This is a genomic window from Kitasatospora sp. NPDC089797, assembly GCF_040684795.1.
Taxonomy (GTDB): domain Bacteria; phylum Actinomycetota; class Actinomycetes; order Streptomycetales; family Streptomycetaceae; genus Kitasatospora.
On record NZ_JBFBGS010000088.1, the window covers coordinates 1 to 19,544 of the forward strand.

The following is a 19,544-nucleotide window of genomic DNA, read 5'->3' on the forward strand; positions in this document are numbered from 1 at the left end:
ACGACGGCAAGTCCCGGTCCGGATGGGTCGGCACCAACGTCATCGCCGACACCGTCAAGCCCGGTACGCCGTTCGTCAGTTCGGCCGACTACCCGTCCGACGGCCTCTGGCACGGCACCGCCAACCAGCCCGGCTCGTTCACCTTCTCGCCTGCTCCGGGCACCGACGACACCACGGCCTACGTCTACACCCTGGACGGCGGCACCCCGGTGACGGTCGCCGCGACCGGCGCCCTGACCACGTCCATCACGCCGACCACCGAGGGCCGCCGGGTCCTGTCGGTGCAGTCCAAGGACCGTGCGGGGAACCTCTCCCCGCCCGCGACGTACGTGTTCCAGGTCGGCCAGGCGGGCATGAGCTCGCCGGTCAACGGCACCCAGACCGCCAAGCGCGTCAAGCTCTCGGTCGACGCGCAGGCCCAGTTCAAGCGGGTGGTCTACCAGTACCGCCGCGGCCCCGGCGCCACCGAGTACACCGTCCCGCGCGCCAACCTCACCAAGGCCGACAACTCCCCGGTCACCGAGGACAAGCCGCGGCTCGCGGACCTCGGCCCGCACGCCAACTGGAACGTGCTGGACACCCTCGGCCAGGTCGGCGGCGTCGTCCAGGTCCGCGCCGTGCTGTTCCCCGAGGACGGCTCCGGCAACGGCTACACCACCGTCTGGAACACCATGACGGTCGACCGCAACGCCGACGGCGCCGCGAGCAGCAACATCGGCCCCGGCTCGGTCAACCTGCTCACCGGTGACTACTCCACCGACGTCACCGACGCCGACGAGTTCGGCATGTCGGTCAAGCGCACCACCTCCTCTCGCGACCTCGGCCGCGGCTGGCAGCCCCAGGGCGAGCGGCTGACGGTCAACCAGCGGCAGATCGGCACCGACACCGCGGGCTTCACCCCTGGTCAGGCCGACATCTCGCGCTCCACCGCGCGCGGCCACGACAGCTCGACCGACTCGCTGCGGGTCGTCCCGGCCTCCTCCGGCTGGGACTCCTTCGCAGCGCTCGGCCCCGAGTACACCATGGGCCAGGGCATGAAGCCCGGCCGCACCTACCGGCTCACCGGCTGGATCTACGTCCCCGGTGCCACCGGTCTGGACAACCCGCTGGCCAACCGCGGTCTGCGGATGGTCGGTGTGTACCGCACCCCGGCCGGCTACGGCGAGACCGCCTCGCCGAAGGCCTCGTTCACCGACGGCTGGCAGCAGCTGACCGTCGACATGGCCGTCCCGGCCGACGCGACCGAGGCCTGGTTCCGCCTCTACAACGGCAACACCGCCGGTAGCGGCAAGGAGGTCTTCTTCGACGACCTCTCGCTCAAGGAGCTCGTCGCCCCCTTCGGCCCGCAGTGGGCCGGCGGCCCGGATGCCGGCACCGGCGGCGACTACCGTTCGCTCTCCTTCCCGCAGTCCGACCTGGTCGAGATCAAGGCCAACGACGACACCTCGCTGACCTTCGCCAAGGGCAACGACGGAACGTTCTTCCCCGAGCCCGGCGCCGAGTCCCTCACCCTGCAGGCCGTCCCGGCCAAATCCGGCGCGATCGTGCTGTCCACCTCGGGCCAGTGCCTGGAGGTGCCCAACGGCGCCGCCGGCAACGGCGCGCGGCTCCAGCCCGCCCCGTGCACCGGCGCCGCCAACCAGCAGTGGACCCGCGGCGACGACCTCACCCTGCGGCTGCTGGGCTACTGCCTGGACAACCCGTGGGGCCAGGTCGCCAACGGCACCCCGCTCACCCTGTGGGGCTGCAACGGCGGCGACAACCAGCAGTGGGAGGTCCGGCCCAACAACACCGTGACCAACCGTCACTCGGGCCAGTGCCTGGACGCCGACAAGGGCGCCTCGATCTGGGTCTGCTGGGCGGGCCCCAACCAGGTCTGGGACCTCCAGACGGCCGGCACCACCTACGAGCTGACCGAGCTGGACGGCTCCAGGACCGTCTTCGCCCGCCAGGCCGGTTCGAACATCTACCAGGTGGTCAGCGAGACCGGCCCGGACGCCGCGTCGACCACCCGCTACCAGTACGACACCACCGACGGCCGCTCGCTGGTCAAGCGCGTCATCCCGGCCGTCGAGCCGGGCGTGGACGACGTCAACGGCTGCACCGTCGACCCGCTGCCGCGCGGCTGCGAGGTGATGGAGTACGACTACGCCAAGGCGACCACCGCCACGGCCGCGACCCCGGGTGACTACCTGGACCGCGTCCGCGGGGTGAAGGTCTGGTCGTGGAACCCGGCCACCTCCAAGCAGGAGCCCGTCGAGGTCGCGCACTACGCGTACGACGACAAGGGCCGCCTGTCGCAGGTGTGGGACCCGCGCCCGGCCAACCCCTTGAGGCTCTCCTACGGCTACGACGACGCGGGCCGGGTCACCAGCATCACCCCGGCAGCTCAGCTGCCGTGGAACTTCGACTACGGCAAGGCCGCAGCCGATCAGGACCCCGGCCGGCTGCTCAAGGTCCGTCGCGGCGCGCTCGCGCCGGGTACCAGGGACAAGGTGACCGGTGAGAACGCGACCAGCGTCGTCTACGACGTACCGCTGACCCGCGGCGCCGGCGGCCCGTACGACCTGTCGGGCACCGACGTGGCCAAGTGGGCACAGACCGACGCCCCCACGGACGCGGCCGCCGTGTTCGGCCCCGAGGACGGCCCGGGCACCGGCACGGCCACCGCCGCCAAGCCCGGCCCGGACGGCTACAAGCCTGCCACCGTCCACTACCTCAACGCCTCCGGCAACGAGGTCAACACCGCGACCCCGTCCGTCACCCCTGGTGGTGACATCGACACCAAGGAGTACGACCGCTTCGGCCATGTCGTACGCGTCCTGGAAGCCACCAACCGCTCCATCGCGCTCGGCACCCACCCCGACACCGACAAGTTCGTGGCCGAGCAGAACCTCCCCACGGATTCCGCCTCCCGAGCCCGGTCCCTGGATTCGCGTACCGTCTACTCGGCCGACGGGCTGGACGAGTTGGAGACGCTCGGCCCTGTCTACCGTGCTTCGCTCGCGGAGCAGGTGAACGGACAGACCACCCCCGTCACCGTCACGTTCGAGGCCGAGAAGCTCCCGCAGCTGGGCACCAACACCAAGGTCCAGATCGACAGTGACTGCTGCGGTCTGACCTGGTCCGGCGGCGCCCAACTGGGCATCCGCGGAACGACGGTGGGCGCCTTCGACAGCATGCGGGTCAGCGTCCCCGAGGAGGGCGACTACGTCCTCTCCGGCCAACTCACCAAGAACAGCGACCACGGCGTCGTCCAGTGGGCCGTCGACGGCCAGAACGTGGGTCAGCCGGTCGACACCTACAGCGCCACAGCCGCCGTCAGCCCGTTCACCGTCGGCCAGTCGGTACACCTGGCACGCGGCGACCACGAGGTCAAGCTCACCCTGGTCGACACCAACACCGCCAGCGGCGGCGAGCGCTTCCACGCCGGTGTCGACACCGTCACCCTGACCAAGAGCACCGTCAACCCGACTCTGCCGGCCGGAACTTCAGTGGTCGCCCGCGACCACAACACCAAGACCTACGACGAAGGAAAGCCCGACGGCCAGACCTACCACCTGCTCACCACCGCCACCGACGGCGCCCGGATCGACGGCTACGCCGACGACGTCGAGCTGCGCGTCAGCAAGCGCGGCTACGACACGCCCATCGGCGGCACCTCCGGATGGAAGCTGAGGACGGCGACTTCGGTCACCACCGACGCCCTCGGCGCCAAACTGACCGCATCGGTCAAGTACGACGATGCCGGGCGGGCTCTGGAGTCACGCAAGCCGGGTTCGAACGGCACCGACGCCGGTACCGTCAAATCGGTCTTCTACACCGCCAAGGCCAATCCGGACGACGCCACCTGCGGCGACCGCCCGGAGTGGGCCGGCCTGGCCTGCGTCACCCTGCCCGGCGGTGCAGTCACCGGAGCGGACGGCACCCGGATGCCGACTACCCTGCCGGTGAAGCGGGTGACCCGCTACTCCGCCTTCAAGCAACCTGAGGAGACGATCGAGACCAACGCCGGCAAGTCCCGCAAGAACGTCACCGTCTACGACCGGCTGGACCGGATCGTCTCGACCGAGATCACCTCGGACGAGGGTAAGCCGCTGCCGCCGGTGACCGTCGAGTACGACCCGGCGACGGGCGACGCGACACGGACCACCACAGCCGGCAAGTCCCTCAGCCGAGTCCTCGACTCCCTCGGCCGGCTGATCTCCTACACGGACGCCGACGGTGCCACCACCACCACGGAGTTCGACCGGTACGGCAAGCCGACGAAGGTGAGCGACCCGACCGGGTCCACCAGCTACACCTACGACCGCGCCAAGGAACCCCGCGGGCTGGTCACCTCGATCAACGACAGCGTCGCCGGCGAGTTCACCGCGAAGTACGGTGCGGACGGCCAGTTGGTCGAGCAGTCCTACCCGGGCGGAATCGTCCGCAAGGACACCTTCAACGCGGTCGGCGAAGCCACCAGCCGCAGCTACACCCGTAGTTCCGACAACACGGTGATCTGGGCCCAGACCACCGACATCTCCACCCAGGGCCAGGTGGCCAAGGACACCAGCTCCACCGCCACCCGGTCCTACCAGTACGACCGGCTCGGCCGGCTGGTGAAGGCCGAGCAGACAACGGTCGCCGCCGGCTGTGTCACCCGTCAGTACGCCTTCGACGCCCACTCCAACCGCCTGTCCAAGCAGGCCTCCCCGCGCGGGGCGGCCGGTGAGTGCAGCACAGCCGGAGCCACGGCGGAGAACCACACCTACGACAGCGCCGACCGCCTCACGGACGCCGGTTTCGTCTACGACGCCTTCGGCCGCACGGTGAAGACCGCCACCGGCGCCACCAACACCTACTGGGCGAACGACAAGGTCGCCGCCCAGGAGAAGGGGGACACCAAGCAGGAGTGGGCCGTTGACGCCGCCCACCGCCTGACCTCGTTCACCACCAGCAAGAAGCAGACCGACGGGACCTGGGCCGACTCCTCGTCGAAGTTGAACCACTACGGCGACGACTCGGACCACGTCCGGTGGACCGTCGAGAACACCGCTCAGGGCACTCTGACGCGCAACGTCTCAGGTCCGGACGCCGACCTGGTCGCCACCACCGGCAAGACCGGTGACGTCCAGCTGCAGCTCACCAATCTGTTCGGCTCCGTGGTCATCACCACGGACACCGCGCTGACCAAGCCGGTGGTACTGGACTTCGACGAGTTCGGCATCCCCCAGGACGGTCAGGCCACCGTCCGCTACGGCTGGCTCGGCGGCAAGCTCCGCTCCGCCGAAGCCCAGGACGGCGACATCCTCATGGGTGCCCGCCTCTACAGCCCGGCCCTCGGCCGGTTCCTCCAGGTCGACCCGGTGCCCGGCGGCAACGCCAGCCCGTACGACTACTGCACCGGCGACCCGATCAACTGCACCGACCTCGACGGCAACTGGGGCATGCCCAAGTGGCTGAAGAAGACGGTGGAGGTCGTCGCCAAGGTCGCCGAGGTCGCGGCCTACATCCCCGGCCCCATCGGCTCCGTCGCCGCCGCCGTGTCCGCCGTGTCCTACGCGGCCACCGGCAACTGGCAACAGGCAGCCGTCATGGCAGCGACGGTGGTCGCCGCCGCCGTCGGCGCCACCGCCGTCGTCGCCACCGCGGTGGTCGCCGCCAAGAGTGTCACCCGAGGCGTCTCGATGATGCGGAAGGTGAGCGGCATGAAGGGAGTCGGCACCAAGGTGTCGGACTTCCCGTCCGTGGCCAAGCATCGGAAGAAGCTGGAAGCCGTCGCCCAGAAGCACAACGTTCCACCGAACCAACTCGGCAACGGCGTGCTGTGGCTCAACAAGACCGAGAACCGCAAGCTGCACACGCTGGAACACGTCAGGAATGTCCGCAAGACCTTCACCAAGAAGGAAGTGCGGATCGTCCACAAGTATTTCAAGGAGGTCGCGGCCGCCTCGGCGTTCAGGGGGAACCCGAGCCCCAGCGCCGGCCCCCGGGCGGCCGCCACACGCTACGTCCTCAAGAACTGGCGAAAGGCCGGCCGGTCCCGTTGACCGAGAATGACTAGTGGCCCGGGTTGCCCACCACAAAGTGGTGGGCAACCCGGGCCATGCCCACACCTCCGGAGTCACCAAGACCGAACTGATCCAACTCCGCAAACCTTCCGGATACTTCCGGTCCGATCCGTGACATAATGACCGAATGGAGCTCACAGTGAGATTCAAAGTCGAGATCGAGAACCGCAGCGACCGACGAATGGAGCTCATGCTCGAACCCGAGGGCAGTGACTTCTGGATGGAACCCGGCGACGCGCTCGTCGTCAACAGCGAGGCGCCGCCCGGCACCGAAATCCCTTTCGTCGTACAGATGACGGATGACGGCGTATCGGTCTGGTCCAACTACGGCCCCGGCTGGGTGTCCACTCGAGCCGGCGAGGACCTCGACACCGGACACAACAGGCCCGACGATGCCTATCCGGAACTCAAGAGGTCCGCAACGGATGCCGAACCCCGAAAGGACTGGCTGGGGAGGCTCCTCCCCTGGCGCCGGGACGAATGACTACCACGGAATTCGACTCCGCCCGAGCCGGGACCGACCTCGATTTCAAGCTCTGCCGCTGATGCCGCACCCGGCACCGACGTACAAGAATCAGAACTCGGCAGAGTTCAGCGGGATCAGGCGGAGAAGAACCGAGGCACTGCGGTGGCGGGGCACGTCCGGGTGTCCCGCCCTCGTGCAGCCCGACCGTTCTCGAGAACAGGAATCCGAGGAGCACCTGCCGTGCAAATGCGCCACATCGGAAAGCGGCGTCAATGGCTCGACCCGGTGAAACCCCAGGGCGTTTCCGCGGAGATCGACTCTCCGCTCGGCACCGTACGCGTCGACCGCAGGCGCACCGGCGCCGTGACGTCCTTCGGCAGCCGTCTCGAACAGTGGGACTTCGTGTTGGACGGGGCCTGCGTCCTGTCGGTCGACGGCATGTTCAACCCCGGCTATCCCGCCCGGCGGCGTGTTCGCCGCGGACTGGACATCACCCTGCTCGGGGAGCCGGGCCGGGTGTCGGCAGTCCGCACCCTCCGGCCGAGCCGGCGGTACGTCAGGATAAGCACCCCGACCCTTGCGTACGAGGCCCGCACCCGCTTCCCCGGACACGTCGTGCGGGACGGGGACGGGGTCGAGCGGGCCCGCTACGACGGAGCCTTCTGGGAGTTCGAGGAACCCGGTCCCGCCGCTGTGGCCTTCGCCTCGTTCTTCATCGCGGCAGCCCTCGAACCGTTCATGACCTCACCACTGTTGGAAATCTTCTGAGCCCGGCCGCGAGAGCCGAGGAACGAGCTGGGAGCACATGGATGTCGTCATTTCCGGCCTCACGGCCGTCGGCCGCGGTCTGCGATGCAGTCAGTTTCGTCGATGGGTGCAGGATCCTCGCCCAAAAGGTCAGAGGGACCAAGGAAGACGAGGAGAAGTAGCCCGAGGCGTTGGAACGGGCCGACGAGTCGGCTGGGGAGCGGATGAGGCATGACAGCGGCGAAGAAGTCCTGGTACGCGGTGCGGTGCGTGTTCCGGTGGGAGGCCTCGGAGGGGCCGTCGTACGAGGAGCGGCTGACGCTGTGGCGAGCCGGGTCGGCGGACGAGGCGATCGGGCGGGCGGAGGAGGAGGCCGGGCGGTACGCGCGTGAGAACGGGGTCGAGTACCTGGAGTTCGCGCAGTCGTACCGCCTGGCGACCGACGGTCCTCCGGGGGACGGGGACGAGGTGTTCTCGCTGCTTCGCGACAGCGAGCTGGACGGGGAGGCCTACCTGGACCGGCACTTCGACACCGGTCAGGAACGTCAGCGACACGCCCGGGGCGCGTGAATCGAGCGGCGGCGGCCAAGGAGACTTGACCGCCGCCGCCCCGAAGGAACGGGTTCTGTGGACACGATCCGAAGGCTTCTGCGGCGCACGGGTTCCCGTCTCGGCTCGCTGCGGTACAGGGCTCGCCTGGTGAAGGCCCATGCGGATTCGGGGGATCTCACCCGGGCCAAGGCGGCAGCCGTCTCCAGGGCGGGCGCCGGGATCCCGGGGGCGAACCTGCTGGCAGGCGGCCGCCCACGGCGTCCACTCGGCCGATCTGGCGCCGGCCGAGGCGCTCGCATCCGATCCGGCGGCCGATCCGACCGAGATCGACACGGCCTATCGGCGGGCCGTGGCCGGATCCGACGAAGGGGCACCGTTCTCGTACGGTCGTTGGCTGCAGGACAACGGACAGCCGGGTGAGGCGCTGGGACTTCCTCCGCTCAGGGTCACGGAACTACAGAACCCGGCAACCCGGGCCCGGAACCACCGGCCCGAGCCGGAGGGGTGAGCAGCGCACCGCGCTCCCAGTGAAGAATTCAGGAGTTTGATGGACATCATCGTTTCCGGCCTCGTGGCCGTCGGCCGTGCCCTCTGGACGGTCCTGAGCTGGGCCAACATCGTCGAGGGGCAGAGGATCCTCTACCAGGAGTTCAAGAAGATCAGGGAGAAATGACCGCCGCCGAGTAGCAGTCCCCCCCCCCGGGAGGTTCCGGGGCCGCCCCTTCGGCGCCGACCGCGAGAGGAGACACATGGGATTCGTCATCGAACTACGACGGGTGAAGTCCACGGCCAGGACCAGACGGCCCGCCGGGCCGCCGGCTCCGATCGGTGCGGTGGAACGCCACGTCGAGGACGGCGAGCTCCGCTCCGCCGTCGAGCGGATCGGACGGGACAGACTGCCGATCCTGGCGGATCTGGATCCCTATCAGGACCACCGGTTCCAAGGTGAATCCGTCCGGCGTCTCGTGCAGGAGCTCGAAGCCGTGAGCTTCGGCGCGCTGGAACCCGACGAGCGGACCGTCCTGCGCCTGCTCCTGACCTGGGGACGCAGGTGCCGAGCGGAACCCGACCTGCGGATCGGGTTCACCGGGGACTGATCCACCGGCCGGGGTGGCCGGGACGCCCAACCGAGGGGCGGTCGAGGAAACTTGACCGCCCCTTCACCCTTTTCCGGCCGTCCCGCTGCCACACTGTGCGCCCCCGAGCGCAGTTGAGGAGATTCGGTGAACGGCAGACGCCCCCTGATCGAGGACTTCCCCGCCCACCCCGACGGCGATCCGGCCGGGGACCTGGCCCGGGCGGTGCGGGAGCGGCGCACGGAGTTGGGGTGGTCGCCGGCCGAGCTCGCCGAGCGGGCGGGGCTGAGCGAGGGACAGGTGCGGGCGGTCGAGGCGGGGCACGCGGCGCCGACGCTGCCGTTGGTGACGAGGCTGTCGGAGGCGCTGCGGACGGCCCCGGAAGAACCCCGGTGACGGGCCTCAGCCGACCGGGTGCGGGTGGCCGAGGTGGGGGAAGGTCGGGAGCAGGTCGGTGTGCGGGCCGATGTGGTCGCTGGTGATCTTGCCGCCGGAGATCATGGTGAGCCGGGCCGAGGTGACGTCGTCCACCAGGGTGCGGCCGTTGGGGTAGCCGGCCGGGCGGGAGCGGTCGTAGCGGAGGATGTCGGGGAGGACGAGCTTCAGGGTCTCGGTGGCGGCCGCGGTGGTGTAGTCGCCGGTGTGCTGGAGGACGGCCGTCCAGGGCTCGCGGTAGGTGTCCCAGTCGTCGGCGGGTTCGGCCGCGTTGTACGCGTCCTTGGCCCCCTCGGCGTTGAAGTAGGCGGTCAGGGACGGGTGGGCGCCCCGGTCGACGGAGACCAGTCGGCCGTCCTGGCGCAGGCTGACCCGGCACCAGAGGCCGATGGTCGGGTCCGGGCCGAGGTCGTCGTCCGGGACTTCGAGGGCGATGCCGAAGACGTTGGCCCCGGCCATCGCGTCCTTGCCGGTCCAGGTGAAGTCGTTGACGATGCCCTCGAGGTCGGCGAAGAAGGGGTCGCTGCGCAGGCCGACGGAGAGCTTGCGGCCGTTCGCCTCGACCACGTCGGGCGCGTCGCCGAAGGCCACCGGGGCGGCGGAGAACAGCACGTCGCCGGTGGGTTCGTGCGTGCGGGCGGCGGAGCCGGTGGAGCGGTGGACGGTGACGGTCTGCCCGCCGGTGCCGCTCGCGGGCGCGGAGAAGGTGAAGGAGTAGGCGACGTCGGCGTGGTGGTCGCCGTCGTTGTCCACGTTGATCCGGTAGACCGCGTCGGGGTGGAACTCGGCGCCCTGGGTGGGCGCGTAGGGGTTCACGTTCATGATCAGGACGGTCCGGCCGGACGCGTCGGCCGCCGGGAAGGCAAACAGGTCGGTCAGGTCGAGGCGGGCGTCGCCGCGCGGGGAGCGGAGGTTGGGGCCGCTGAGGTGGTGGGACATGGGGCTTTTGGTAGCAGGCGGGGGGCGCCCGGCTGCCGCGCACCACGTCCACGTTCCCCCAACCCGCCGGAGGTTCACTCGCACGAGTGATTGCCGACGCTCCGCACACTGACTGACACTCGGTGTATTCGGAGGGCCCGAAGGCCCTCCCGGCGCAAGGAGTTGCCGCCATGACCGCAACCGAATCCTCCGCCTCCTCCGAGATCCCGCAGATCGTGCACCACTCGCTGCCCGCCGAGCACGGACAGAACCTCGCGGACGTCGGCGGCAACGTCGGCGCCGTCTGGCGCGCCTGGTGGACGTGGACGCCGTCGCACGGGACGTTCAACCTCCAGCTGAACTGGAACGTCATCGGGGTCGACTCGACCGTCGTCGTCACCGCCTCCGAGATCGACGCCAACGGGAACCGCTTCGTCGGCGCGGCCGCGTTCCAGGTGTCGAGCGTGGCCGCCGCCAACGGCGTGGTGACGTTCAAGATCAACATCGACTGGGGCAGCTCGCTGCCGATGCGCACCGATCTCCTGGTCTTCAACTGAGCGGACCACGGCACACGGAGAGCGGCGGGAGTGGGACGTCGGATCGGCCGACTTCCCACTCCCGCCCCGTCGTTCACCGCACGGAGACCGCCAGCTTCCCCCGCACCCGGCCCGCCCGCAGCCGCCGCACCGCGGCCGGCACCTCGGCGAGCGGATAGCAGGAGTCGACCACCGGCCGCAGCGCCCCGCGCTCCACCAGCTCCGCGAGCAGCCGCAGGTCCGCCGCGGGCTGGGTCGCGACCAGCGCGGCGAACCGCCGCCGGGAGAACGGGGAGCGCGCCAACGCGCCCAACTGCCGCCCCAGCCCGCCGAACCAGCGCCCGCCGCCCTCCCCGCCGACCAGCACCAGGGTGCCGCGCGGGGCCAGCACCCGGCGGAGCGCGGCCAGCGGACGGTTCCCGGCGAGGTCGAGGACCAGGTCGTACCGGCGGTCACCCGCCGTCGGGTCCGCCGTCGGGTCCGCGCGGGTGTGGTCGACGGCCTCGTCCGCACCCAGCGAGCGGACCAGTTCCTCCCGGTCCGGCCCGCAGACGGCGGTCACGTGCCCGGCGCCGAGCGCCTTGGCCAACTGGACGGCGAAGACCCCGATGCCGCCCGAGGCGCCGATCACCAGCACGCTCTGCCCGGGCCGCAGCCGCCCCCGGTCCCGCAGCGCCTGCAGCGCGGTGCACGCGGAGACGGGCAGCACGGCGGCCTCCCGGAAGTCCAGCCCGGCCGGCATCCGCGCCAGCCGGTCGGCGCGGACTCGGGCGTACTCGGCGAACGCGCCGTCGCAGCTGCCGAACACCTCGTCGCCGACGGCGAGTCGGGAGACGTCCGCACCGACCCCGACCACCCGCCCGGCGACGTCCGTACCGCGTACCCGGGCGACGCCGCGCCGCAGCCGGAACGGGGTGGCCCGGACCAGGTAGGGCAGTCCGGCGGTCACGTGCCACACCCCGGGGTCGACGGCGGAGGCGTGCACCTCCACCAGCACCTCCCCCGGCCCCGGCCGCGGCCGCTCCACCTCGGCCGGCCGCAGCACCTCCGGCCCGCCGTAGACGCTGTGCACGATCGCGCGCATCATGACCCGCCCTCGCTCTCGTCCGGGTACTGGAAGACGTCGTCCAGCGGGGCGCGGAACACCCGCGCGATCTGGAAGGCCAGCTCCAGGGTCGGTGAGTAGCGGCCCTGTTCGATGGCGATCACGGTCTGCCGGGTCACCCCGATCCGCCGGGCCAGCTCCGCCTGGGTCATCTCCGCCGCCGCGAACCGCAGCGCCCGGATCCGGTTGGTGACCCGCGTCGGCGGCCTCACCACGGCTGGGCCCCCCAGCGGTACGCGGCGATCTTCGCCACCGCGCCGAGCACCGCCGACAGCACCACGCCCAGGAAGATCGCGTTCGCGATCCAGAACGGGTCGCACCGCGCCATGGCCAGGACCAGGCCCGCCACCACCGCCAGCACCAGGAACCCCTGCCCGACGTGGACGCCGAAGCGGTGGATCTCCCGGTCCCGCTGGTCCTTGTGGTTCGCCCCCTCCGGCGAGACGACCGCGGTGAGGACGGTCAGCCCGATGGAGGCGAGGATCGACCCGCCCACCGTCCACAACAGCGTCGCCACGTACGGTGTCCGCGCCAACTCGCCCTCCACCGAACTGTCCAGAACAACCGTCAGATAGAGCGCGTAGGCGACGACCGATACCAGGCCGAGTATCCAGGCGCGCTTCTCCTCGAAAGCCATGAACCCCTCCCATGTCAAAAAAACCCGACATCGGAGAGTGTCAAGGAAGTCCGACCCGGTGTCAAGGATTCTGTACATCACCGCCCGCGCGGCCGCACCGCGCATCAGCCCGGGGGTGTAAACCCGTGGACCAATAGGGTCGTTCGCGAGATCAATCGGGGGGCCGATGCCGGCCTCCCCGGCCGCGTGACAGCGTTCCGGCCATGGACACCACGCCGCTCACCGACTCCACCGGACCGACCCGCCGCCGCGTGCTGGGCACCGCGCTGGCCCTGGGCGTCGCCGCCCCGCTCGGCCTGGCCTCCACCGCCCGGGCGACGACCCCGGCGCCCTCCGGCGGCGCCCCGAACCGGCTCACCCCGAACCGGCTCACCCTGCCCGAGCCCACCGGCCCGCACCGCGTCGGCACCGTCGAACTGCACCTGCGCGACACCTCCCGGCCGGACCCTGCGGCCGGCGCCGGCCGCTACCGGGAGCTGATGGCGAGCGTCTGGTACCCGGCCCGCCGGACGGACGGCCTCCCGCTCGCCCCCTGGCTGGCCGACGGACCGTTGCAGGCCTTTCTCGACGACGCCGGCTTCCCCCTGCCGCTCTCGCTCGCCCCGCTCACCGCCGGGCACCTGGGCGCGCCCGTGCGCCGGTCCGGCCACCGGCTGCCCGTCGTCGTGTACGCGCACGGCGCGCACAGCCACCGGGGCGACCACACCGTCATCGTCCAGGAGCTCGCCAGCCACGGCTACGCGGTGATCACCGTCGACTTCCCGCATGACGCCTTCACCCGGTTCCCCGGCGGCCCCGTGCTCACCCCGGCCACCGACCCGACGGCCGACACCGGCGTACGGGCGTACATCCCGGACTTCCGCTTCGTGCTCGACTGCGTCGAGGAACTGGCCGCCGGCCGCAACCCCGACGCCGACGGCCGCGCGCTGCCCGAGGGCCTGCTCGGCGCCCTCGACCCGCAGCGCATCGGCATGTTCGGCTGGTCCAAGGGCGGCAGTGTCACCGCCCAGAGCACCGTCCTGGACCCCCGCGTCCGGGCCGGACTCAGCCTGGACGGGCCGATGATCCCGACCATCACCACCGACCTGGACCGCCCGTTCCTGATGATGACCGCCGTCTGGCCGCGCACCCCGGGCTCGGACGCCGAGACCTTCTGGACCCACCTGCGCGGCTGGCGGCTCAACCTCCAGGCCGCCGGCGCCGTCCACAGCTCCTACGGCGACAACATGACCCTGATCCCGCAGGCGGGGAAGCTGCTCGGGATGACCGAACAACAGATCCAGCAGCAGGTCGGCACCCTCGCCCCCGACCGCGGCATCGCGATCCAACAGGCCTACCCGCTCGCCTTCTTCGACCGCCACCTCCGCCACCGCCGCGGCACCCTCCTCGACGGCCCGTCCGCGCAGTTCCCGGAGGTCGCGTTCCTCCCGTGACGGGAGGCCACCGGGCGGCCCCCACGGGGCTACGGCCGCCCCGGCCGGTACGAACGGCCGGTGGCCCCTGCCGCATCCGCAGCAGGGGCCACCGGATCACACCCGACAGGTGCCTCCGCTAACTCACGAGTCCTCCGAGAGCCAGTCCAGGATGTCCTGTCCCACCTCACGGATCTCCGGGTCCCCGCTCCCCTCCGCCCGAGCGGCCATCCCGCGGAGTGCCACCCGGTCGTTCAGGTGCAGGTGGAGCTCGGCCAGCCTGCGCCAGTCATCGGCATCGGCGGTCGGAAGCTGCTCCTCCACGAGTCGCCGCACCTCCGACCTCGTCACCTGCGGGTTCCTGGCGGCAATGGCCTTCCTCGCCGCGAGTGCGGATCCGGTCGACAACGAGATGCCGACCAACTGGTCGAGCAAGGTGGGGACATCACTCGGCAGGCCCTCCAGGAACGACAGCGCCGCTCCCCGATCCCAGGCCGACCCGCGCAACGCGGCTGACAGAACGGCACGGCGTGAACCCGCGTTCTGGTAGAAATCCGCGCGCGCCCTGGCAACCTGCTGTTCGGCCGTCACCACCAGAGCCCACAGGTCCTCATCGGACTTCGAACCGTCCACCAATCCTCCCTGATCAGTGTTGGACAGCGGAGTTCTGCCAGTCCATGCCCCTGAGCAGACCGGTGAACTCCTCCGGGGTCATCTTCCTGGTCGGATAGAGCGTAATGTGCCCGTGCGGCTGCGTCCCGCCGACATCCTTACCGTCCGCGATCATGCCGAGCCCGTCGGGCAGGGGCGCGTTGGGGTTCCGGACCTTCCCCGTCAGCCCCTGGTCCCGCAGTTCACCGACGGTCCGATAGGTCGATGCCCCGCTCACCTTCAAGGTCTGGAGCTCGTCGGCCGTAGGCGGGTGGATGAAACCCTCGGCGTCAGCCTCGATGTCGCGCACACGGTGCTTCGGGGTACCGGCGGCGAAGCACTCAGGGATCCCACCGTTGTTGTGGACCAGGACGGGCGTCTCGCCGGCCAGCACGTAGTACGTGTGGATGTCAGCGATGGTGAGGTCGTAGGCGACCTGCGGGGCTGTCTCGTAGTTCCGGACCGTCCGGATGGTGAGGGTTCGGCCCTCCGCGGTACGGACCGTCTCACCCGGCCGGAGGTTGGCCGCGTCGGTCCAACGGTGCGTGGTCTCGTCCCAGAACGGGTGGTGCTGGGTGCTGGTGAGGTTCTCCGTCCGTCCGGCTGCCCCGGTGGCGGGGTCGGTGGCCTGCAGGGTCAGGTCGGTGAACCAGCTGTCGTCGGGCGTGCGGATCGTGCGCGTGACAGGCTTCGGCTCGGACTTTCCGGTGGCCGGATCCGTGGCCTCGACCTGGTCACCGGGCTGGAGGTCCTCGATCGCCTTGCTCCTCCCGTCCGCCAGCAGAACCTTGGTGCCGGGCAGGAAACTGTGGGTGGCCGTCGCCGCCAGGAGCGGGTTCGGGCAAGCACCGGCCACCTCCCCCTCGACCTTCTCCAGGTCCTTCGCGACGGTCGCACCCGCCTTCTCGGCCTTCTCCGCCTTTCCGACCACGCCGACGGCACGGCCGCCAGGAAGGATGCTCGCCAGGCCCTCGGCGGCGTCCAGGTACTTGCCGTCCTTGATGTCCATGGCGGCACCCAGCACGGTGGCCGGCACGTTCAGGCCCGGGAACCAGGAGGCGCTGTCCGTGGCTTCGCGGACGTTGCCCCAGAGCGTTCCGCCCCTGGTGATGATGAAGTAGTGCGGGCTGACGATGTTCGGGAACTCGGCGGTGCCGTTCCCGTCGCTCCAGTACTTCTCCGTCCAGACACCGTGGCCCTCGGGCTTGAACGTCTCGGTGATGACGTCGCCCTTGTCGGTGTAGCAGGTGCCGAAGCCGCCGCAGACCCCCTCGGGGCGGAGGCCGCCGGGGTCGCTCAGGTTGGTCGGGTCGCTGGTGCTGTAGGCATAGGCGTTCCACTGTTGGGGGTTGGCCGCGTCGATGACCGGGTCGGGATTGAGGAAGCGGCCGGTGGCGGGCTGGTACTGGCGGGCGCCCAGGTTGGTGAAGCCGGTGGCGTCGTCCTTCAGGCCGCCGACGTACCCCTTGTCCCCGGACCAGGAGTTGGCCGAACCGTAGCCGCGCAGGACGCCGAACGGGTCGGTCCACCGGCGGTTCACCGCGGTGGTCGCGGAGTCGATGGACAGGCTGTTGGTGCCGTGGTGGTCGGCGAACTGGTAGGTCAGCGCGTTCGCGCCCTGGCGGACCAGGGTGACGCCACCGGGCAGGCTGTAGTAGCGGGTGCCGGTGCTGGTCTTGGAGCCGGTGTCGTAGGTGAGTTCGTCGCCGCCGCCGAGGTTGACGGTGACCTTGCCGGGGTTGCGGCGGATCAGCTGGTTGCCGTCCGCGTCATAGACGTAGGAGGTGGTGGCACTGCCCTGCTTCATCGTGGCGAGCTTGCCCTCGACGTCCCAGGTCATCTCCGCGCCGTTGGCCGCGTCCACCGTCGTCCAGGTCTTGGAGTCCCACTTCGGGCTCCAGCCCGGCCCGTAGACCATGAACTTGCCGTCGTCCTGGACGACCGCGAAGAACTTGCTGTTCGGGCCGGTCCACGATTGCGAGGACCACAGCGGGACCCGCTGCGGGTCGTAGACGACGAAGTTGCCGTCGTCCTGCATCGTCGCCCACGCACCCGGGTGGTTGGCGGTGTCGCTCGACCAGGTGACCAGCCCGGTCCGCAGCGAGGTCAGCACCAGGTTGCCGTCCGGCTGCATCGTCAGCTGCACGCTGCTGGACCGCACGCTCTCACCGGGGTTGAGCACGAACCCGGCACCCATGGTCTTGTTCGCACCGGGGTTGGCGATCTTCGTCGTGTTCCCCGCCGCGTCGTACTGGTAACTGCCCGGCACACTGCCATTGTTGGGGAAGGTGGACTTGACCGCCGTCGGCGCGTGCACACCACCGGTGCCGCCGCCCGTACCCGCCGCCGTGGTCGGCGTGTTGCGGGCGCCGGTGGCCGGGAAGGTCTGGTCGAGGGTCAGGTCCTTCGACTGGTCGCCGGTCGGGTTGTGCATGACCAGCTTGGTGCGGTTGCCGACCGCGTCGTAGGTGTAGTCCTGCCAGTACGGCGCGCTGCCGCCGACCGTGGTCGTTCCCGGCGTCGAAGCCCCGCTGGTGGGCGTCGGGTTGGCGCACGCACCCTGCCCGGCCAGCGACGGGGTCGGCTGGTTCAGCCGCCCGGTGTCCGACCACGCCGTGGTCAGCCGGCCCAGGTAGTCGTAGGAGAAGCACTGCAGGTCCGTCCGGTCCGGACTGTTGTCCGGGGTCGTCCGGATCCCGGTGATCCGACCTGCCGGGTTGTACGCGTACGTCGTGTTCTGCACCGTTCCCGTCGTCGAGGTCTGCTTGTCCACGTACTGGGTCAGCAGCCGCCCGGTCGGCTCGTCGTAGGTGTTGGTGGAGACGACCTGGGTGCCCCAAGGATTCATCGTGTCCCGGATGTTGCGCCCGTACGCGTCCCAGTCCGCCTGGCGCAGGTACGTGTACCCCGAGCCGCTGACGTCGTTGAGCTGCCCGTACGCCTCGTAGTTGTAGTTCACCGCCTCCTGGGCAAGGTCACCCGCCGCAGCCCGGCCCTCCGACACGAGCGAACCACTGACCGGGTTGTAGGCCGCCGTGTAGTCGAAGGTTGCCTGCCCCGTCCGGCCGATCTCACTGCCGGGAATGGAGATGCTGGTCCTGGTCGCCCGGTAGGCCACGTCGTACTCACCGACCGACTTGGTGTAGGCCGAACCACCAACACCGCCCACATAGCGGGTCGAGCCCGTGATCTGGCCCTTCACCACGGTGTCGTACGAGTAACCGGTCAGCTGGTTCGCCGGCGCGACCGACCCGTTGTAGGTACCGGTCTTCCGGTTCAACAGGTCGTAGGTGATTGCGACGCTCTGCCCTCGCGCGTCCGTCGTCGATGCCAGCCGGCCCGCACCGTCGTAGCTGCGGGTGGCGACGCCCGTGTCCGGGTCGTCGGAACGCACCACCCGTCCGCGCTGGTCGTAGCCGAAACTCCAGGTGTTCCCGGCCGCGTCCACCCGGGTGGCCGCCTGACCACCCGGCGTGTAGGTGTAACCAGTGACGTCGGCGTCTGCCTGGTTGCCGGTCGCCGCGGCTGTCCGGTACTGCCAGAGCTGCGTCTTGCGCCCGCGGGCGTCGGTGACCGTGCTGGTCGCGGTGGCACCCGCCGGCGGTGACACGTCGACCCGGTCCGCACCGGGGTACGCGGTGGTCGTCGTGGCCTGAAGCGTACCCAGCGCCACGAACTGCGTGCTCACTGCCCGCCCCAGACCGTCGAACTGCACGACGCTCTGGTTCGGCACCGAGGCGCCGTCCGGGATCCACCGGGTCGTGTTGGGGACGTTGGTGTCCTCGTAGTACGGCTGGTAGGACTGGCCGATCCGGCCCTGCGAGTCGTAGAAAGTGTCCGCGATCAGCCGGCCATGGTAGGCCGCGATCGCCGGGTCGGTCTGGGTCTGCACCGCCCGGGCCAGGCCGTCGACGATCTGCGTCGACTTCCCGTAGGCGGTGCCGCCCGGACGCAGGGACTTCGTCGTGACAGTGGACGGCGAGTCGGTGCCGTTCACCGCGTAGTCGTAGCTGTAGCTGGCGCCGGACCCGGCGTCCCGACCGGGCAGCCAGACCGCCGTCAGCCGTCCCAGGCCGTCGTAACTCTGACTGGTGGTGCGACCGTTGACGTCCGTCGAGGTGAGCGCCATGGCGCGAGCCGGGTTGAGTGTGGTCGTGGTCGTGCGGGCGGTGCCCGCGTCCGGTGCGCCGGCCGGGGCCGGGCTGCCGGTGACCACCTTGTTGGGCAGCTCGCCCGGGTTGGCGGAGCTGTACGCGGTCGTGGCGACCGCGCCGTTGGGGTTGGCGCCGTCGGTGACCGTCGGGTCCGTCACCGAGGCAATCCGGCCATAGGCGTCGTACGTGGTGGCGGAGGTGGTGACGAACTGCGCCGCGCCATTGCCGTCGTAGCCGTCCAGCACCTGGGTCCCGGTCACGTCCGCCTTCGTCCCGGCACCGCCGAAGCCCTGGCCGTCGAAGAGGGTACGGGTGTCGGACACCGTGTTGGCCGACGTCTGGCCGGCCGTACAGGCGTTGGCGCCGGAGACGACGAGCACCTCGGAGACCAGGGCGGTCATCTGGGCGCTGCCGCCGCTCGCGTAGCTCTGGCGGGTGCACACGTCCGGCGTGCCGTCGGCGGTACTCAGCGAGCTGGTGACCCGGTTGTTGTTGCCCGGATCGGTGATGGTCACCGTCGAGGTGTCCCAGGTGCCGGTCGTGGTGACGGCCGTGGTGGTCTTGGTCGTCCTGGTGGACCCGTAGCGGGCGACCAGGTCCGGCAGGCCGGCGCGCTTGTGGGTGGCCCGGTCGGACGGGTTCTCGTAGCTGTTGACGGTGTACGACACCGGCGAACCCGCGTCAGCGGAGGAGTCGGTGTAGGTGTCCGTCTCCAGGATCTGACCGGACAGCCAGTCGGAGTCGGGCCGGTTTCCGCTCTTCACCCCGGCGACGGAGGCACCCCTGGGCTTGCCGTCGG

The 19,544-nt window shown here is 70.3% G+C and carries 15 protein-coding genes; 9 read left to right on the forward strand and 6 right to left on the reverse strand.

The genetic code is table 11. From position 1 onward, the window contains the following. The 7 genes from AB0O91_RS39935 to AB0O91_RS39965 all read left to right on the forward strand — a co-directional run. Nucleotides 1-6,035 (forward strand): ricin-type beta-trefoil lectin domain protein (locus AB0O91_RS39935; protein WP_363444056.1); only part of this gene is annotated, 6,035 nt, incomplete at its 5' end. A gap of 148 nt (nucleotides 6,036-6,183) precedes the next feature. Beyond that, nucleotides 6,184-6,540: a hypothetical protein gene (locus AB0O91_RS39940; RefSeq protein ID WP_363444059.1), complete on the forward strand. Its 357-nt coding sequence runs from the start codon at nucleotides 6,184-6,186 to the stop codon at nucleotides 6,538-6,540. 222 nt (nucleotides 6,541-6,762) lie between these two features. Next, nucleotides 6,763-7,290 carry a hypothetical protein gene (locus AB0O91_RS39945; RefSeq protein WP_363444062.1) on the forward strand — a complete coding sequence of 176 codons (528 nt, stop codon included), beginning with the start codon at nucleotides 6,763-6,765 and terminating at the stop codon, nucleotides 7,288-7,290. Nucleotides 7,291-7,500: 210 nt separating this feature from the next. Next, the gene (locus tag AB0O91_RS39950; RefSeq protein WP_363444065.1) at nucleotides 7,501-7,839 is read left to right on the forward strand and encodes a hypothetical protein; all 339 of its coding nucleotides are present in this window, start codon (nucleotides 7,501-7,503) and stop codon (nucleotides 7,837-7,839) included. 529 nt (nucleotides 7,840-8,368) lie between these two features. Further along, a complete protein-coding gene (locus tag AB0O91_RS39955; RefSeq protein WP_363444068.1) occupies nucleotides 8,369-8,494 on the forward strand; it encodes a hypothetical protein in 126 nt (41 codons plus the stop codon). A 160-nt stretch (nucleotides 8,495-8,654) separates the two neighbouring features. Continuing rightward, a complete protein-coding gene (locus tag AB0O91_RS39960; RefSeq protein WP_363444071.1) occupies nucleotides 8,655-8,918 on the forward strand; it encodes a hypothetical protein in 264 nt (87 codons plus the stop codon). A gap of 126 nt (nucleotides 8,919-9,044) precedes the next feature. After that, a complete protein-coding gene (locus AB0O91_RS39965) occupies nucleotides 9,045-9,293 on the forward strand; it encodes a helix-turn-helix transcriptional regulator (RefSeq protein WP_363444074.1) in 249 nt (82 codons plus the stop codon). Between the two features lie 6 nt (nucleotides 9,294-9,299). On the opposite strand, the gene AB0O91_RS39970 is transcribed toward AB0O91_RS39965, so the two are convergent. Beyond that, entirely contained in the window at nucleotides 9,300-10,271 is a 972-nt protein-coding gene (locus AB0O91_RS39970; RefSeq protein WP_363444077.1) for a DUF4331 family protein, read from the reverse strand. 170 nt (nucleotides 10,272-10,441) lie between these two features. Here AB0O91_RS39970 and AB0O91_RS39975 point away from each other — a divergent pair, with 170 nt between their 5' ends. After that, nucleotides 10,442-10,807: a hypothetical protein gene (locus AB0O91_RS39975; RefSeq protein WP_363444079.1), complete on the forward strand. Its 366-nt coding sequence runs from the start codon at nucleotides 10,442-10,444 to the stop codon at nucleotides 10,805-10,807. A 73-nt stretch (nucleotides 10,808-10,880) separates the two neighbouring features. Here AB0O91_RS39975 and AB0O91_RS39980 read toward each other — a convergent pair whose 3' ends face one another. Genes AB0O91_RS39980 through AB0O91_RS39990 form a run of 3 tightly spaced genes read right to left on the reverse strand, consistent with a single transcriptional unit; the run spans nucleotide 10,881 to nucleotide 12,528 of the window. Continuing rightward, nucleotides 10,881-11,873 (reverse strand): NAD(P)-dependent alcohol dehydrogenase, encoded by a 993-nt coding sequence (locus AB0O91_RS39980; RefSeq protein ID WP_363444082.1) that lies wholly within the window; start codon nucleotides 11,871-11,873, stop codon nucleotides 10,881-10,883. Next, nucleotides 11,870-12,073 carry a helix-turn-helix transcriptional regulator gene (locus tag AB0O91_RS39985; RefSeq protein ID WP_363444095.1) on the reverse strand — a complete coding sequence of 68 codons (204 nt, stop codon included), beginning with the start codon at nucleotides 12,071-12,073 and terminating at the stop codon, nucleotides 11,870-11,872. The genes AB0O91_RS39980 and AB0O91_RS39985 overlap by 4 nt, the downstream gene beginning before the upstream one ends. A 26-nt stretch (nucleotides 12,074-12,099) precedes the next feature. Continuing rightward, on the reverse strand, nucleotides 12,100-12,528 hold the full coding sequence (locus AB0O91_RS39990) for a hypothetical protein (RefSeq protein WP_363444084.1): 429 nt from the start codon (nucleotides 12,526-12,528) through the stop codon (nucleotides 12,100-12,102). 203 nt (nucleotides 12,529-12,731) lie between these two features. On the opposite strand from AB0O91_RS39990, the gene AB0O91_RS39995 reads away from it, so the two are divergent. Continuing rightward, nucleotides 12,732-13,961, forward strand: coding sequence for an acetylhydrolase (locus tag AB0O91_RS39995; RefSeq protein WP_363444087.1), 1,230 nt, complete (start codon nucleotides 12,732-12,734; stop codon nucleotides 13,959-13,961). A 123-nt stretch (nucleotides 13,962-14,084) separates the two neighbouring features. Here AB0O91_RS39995 and AB0O91_RS40000 read toward each other — a convergent pair whose 3' ends face one another. Beyond that, nucleotides 14,085-14,573, reverse strand: a complete 489-nt coding sequence (locus tag AB0O91_RS40000; RefSeq protein WP_363444089.1) for a hypothetical protein — start codon at nucleotides 14,571-14,573, stop codon at nucleotides 14,085-14,087. A gap of 13 nt (nucleotides 14,574-14,586) precedes the next feature. Next, a complete protein-coding gene (locus AB0O91_RS40005) occupies nucleotides 14,587-19,509 on the reverse strand; it encodes a polymorphic toxin-type HINT domain-containing protein (RefSeq protein WP_363444093.1) in 4,923 nt (1,640 codons plus the stop codon). Between the last annotated feature and the right edge of the window lie 35 nt (nucleotides 19,510-19,544).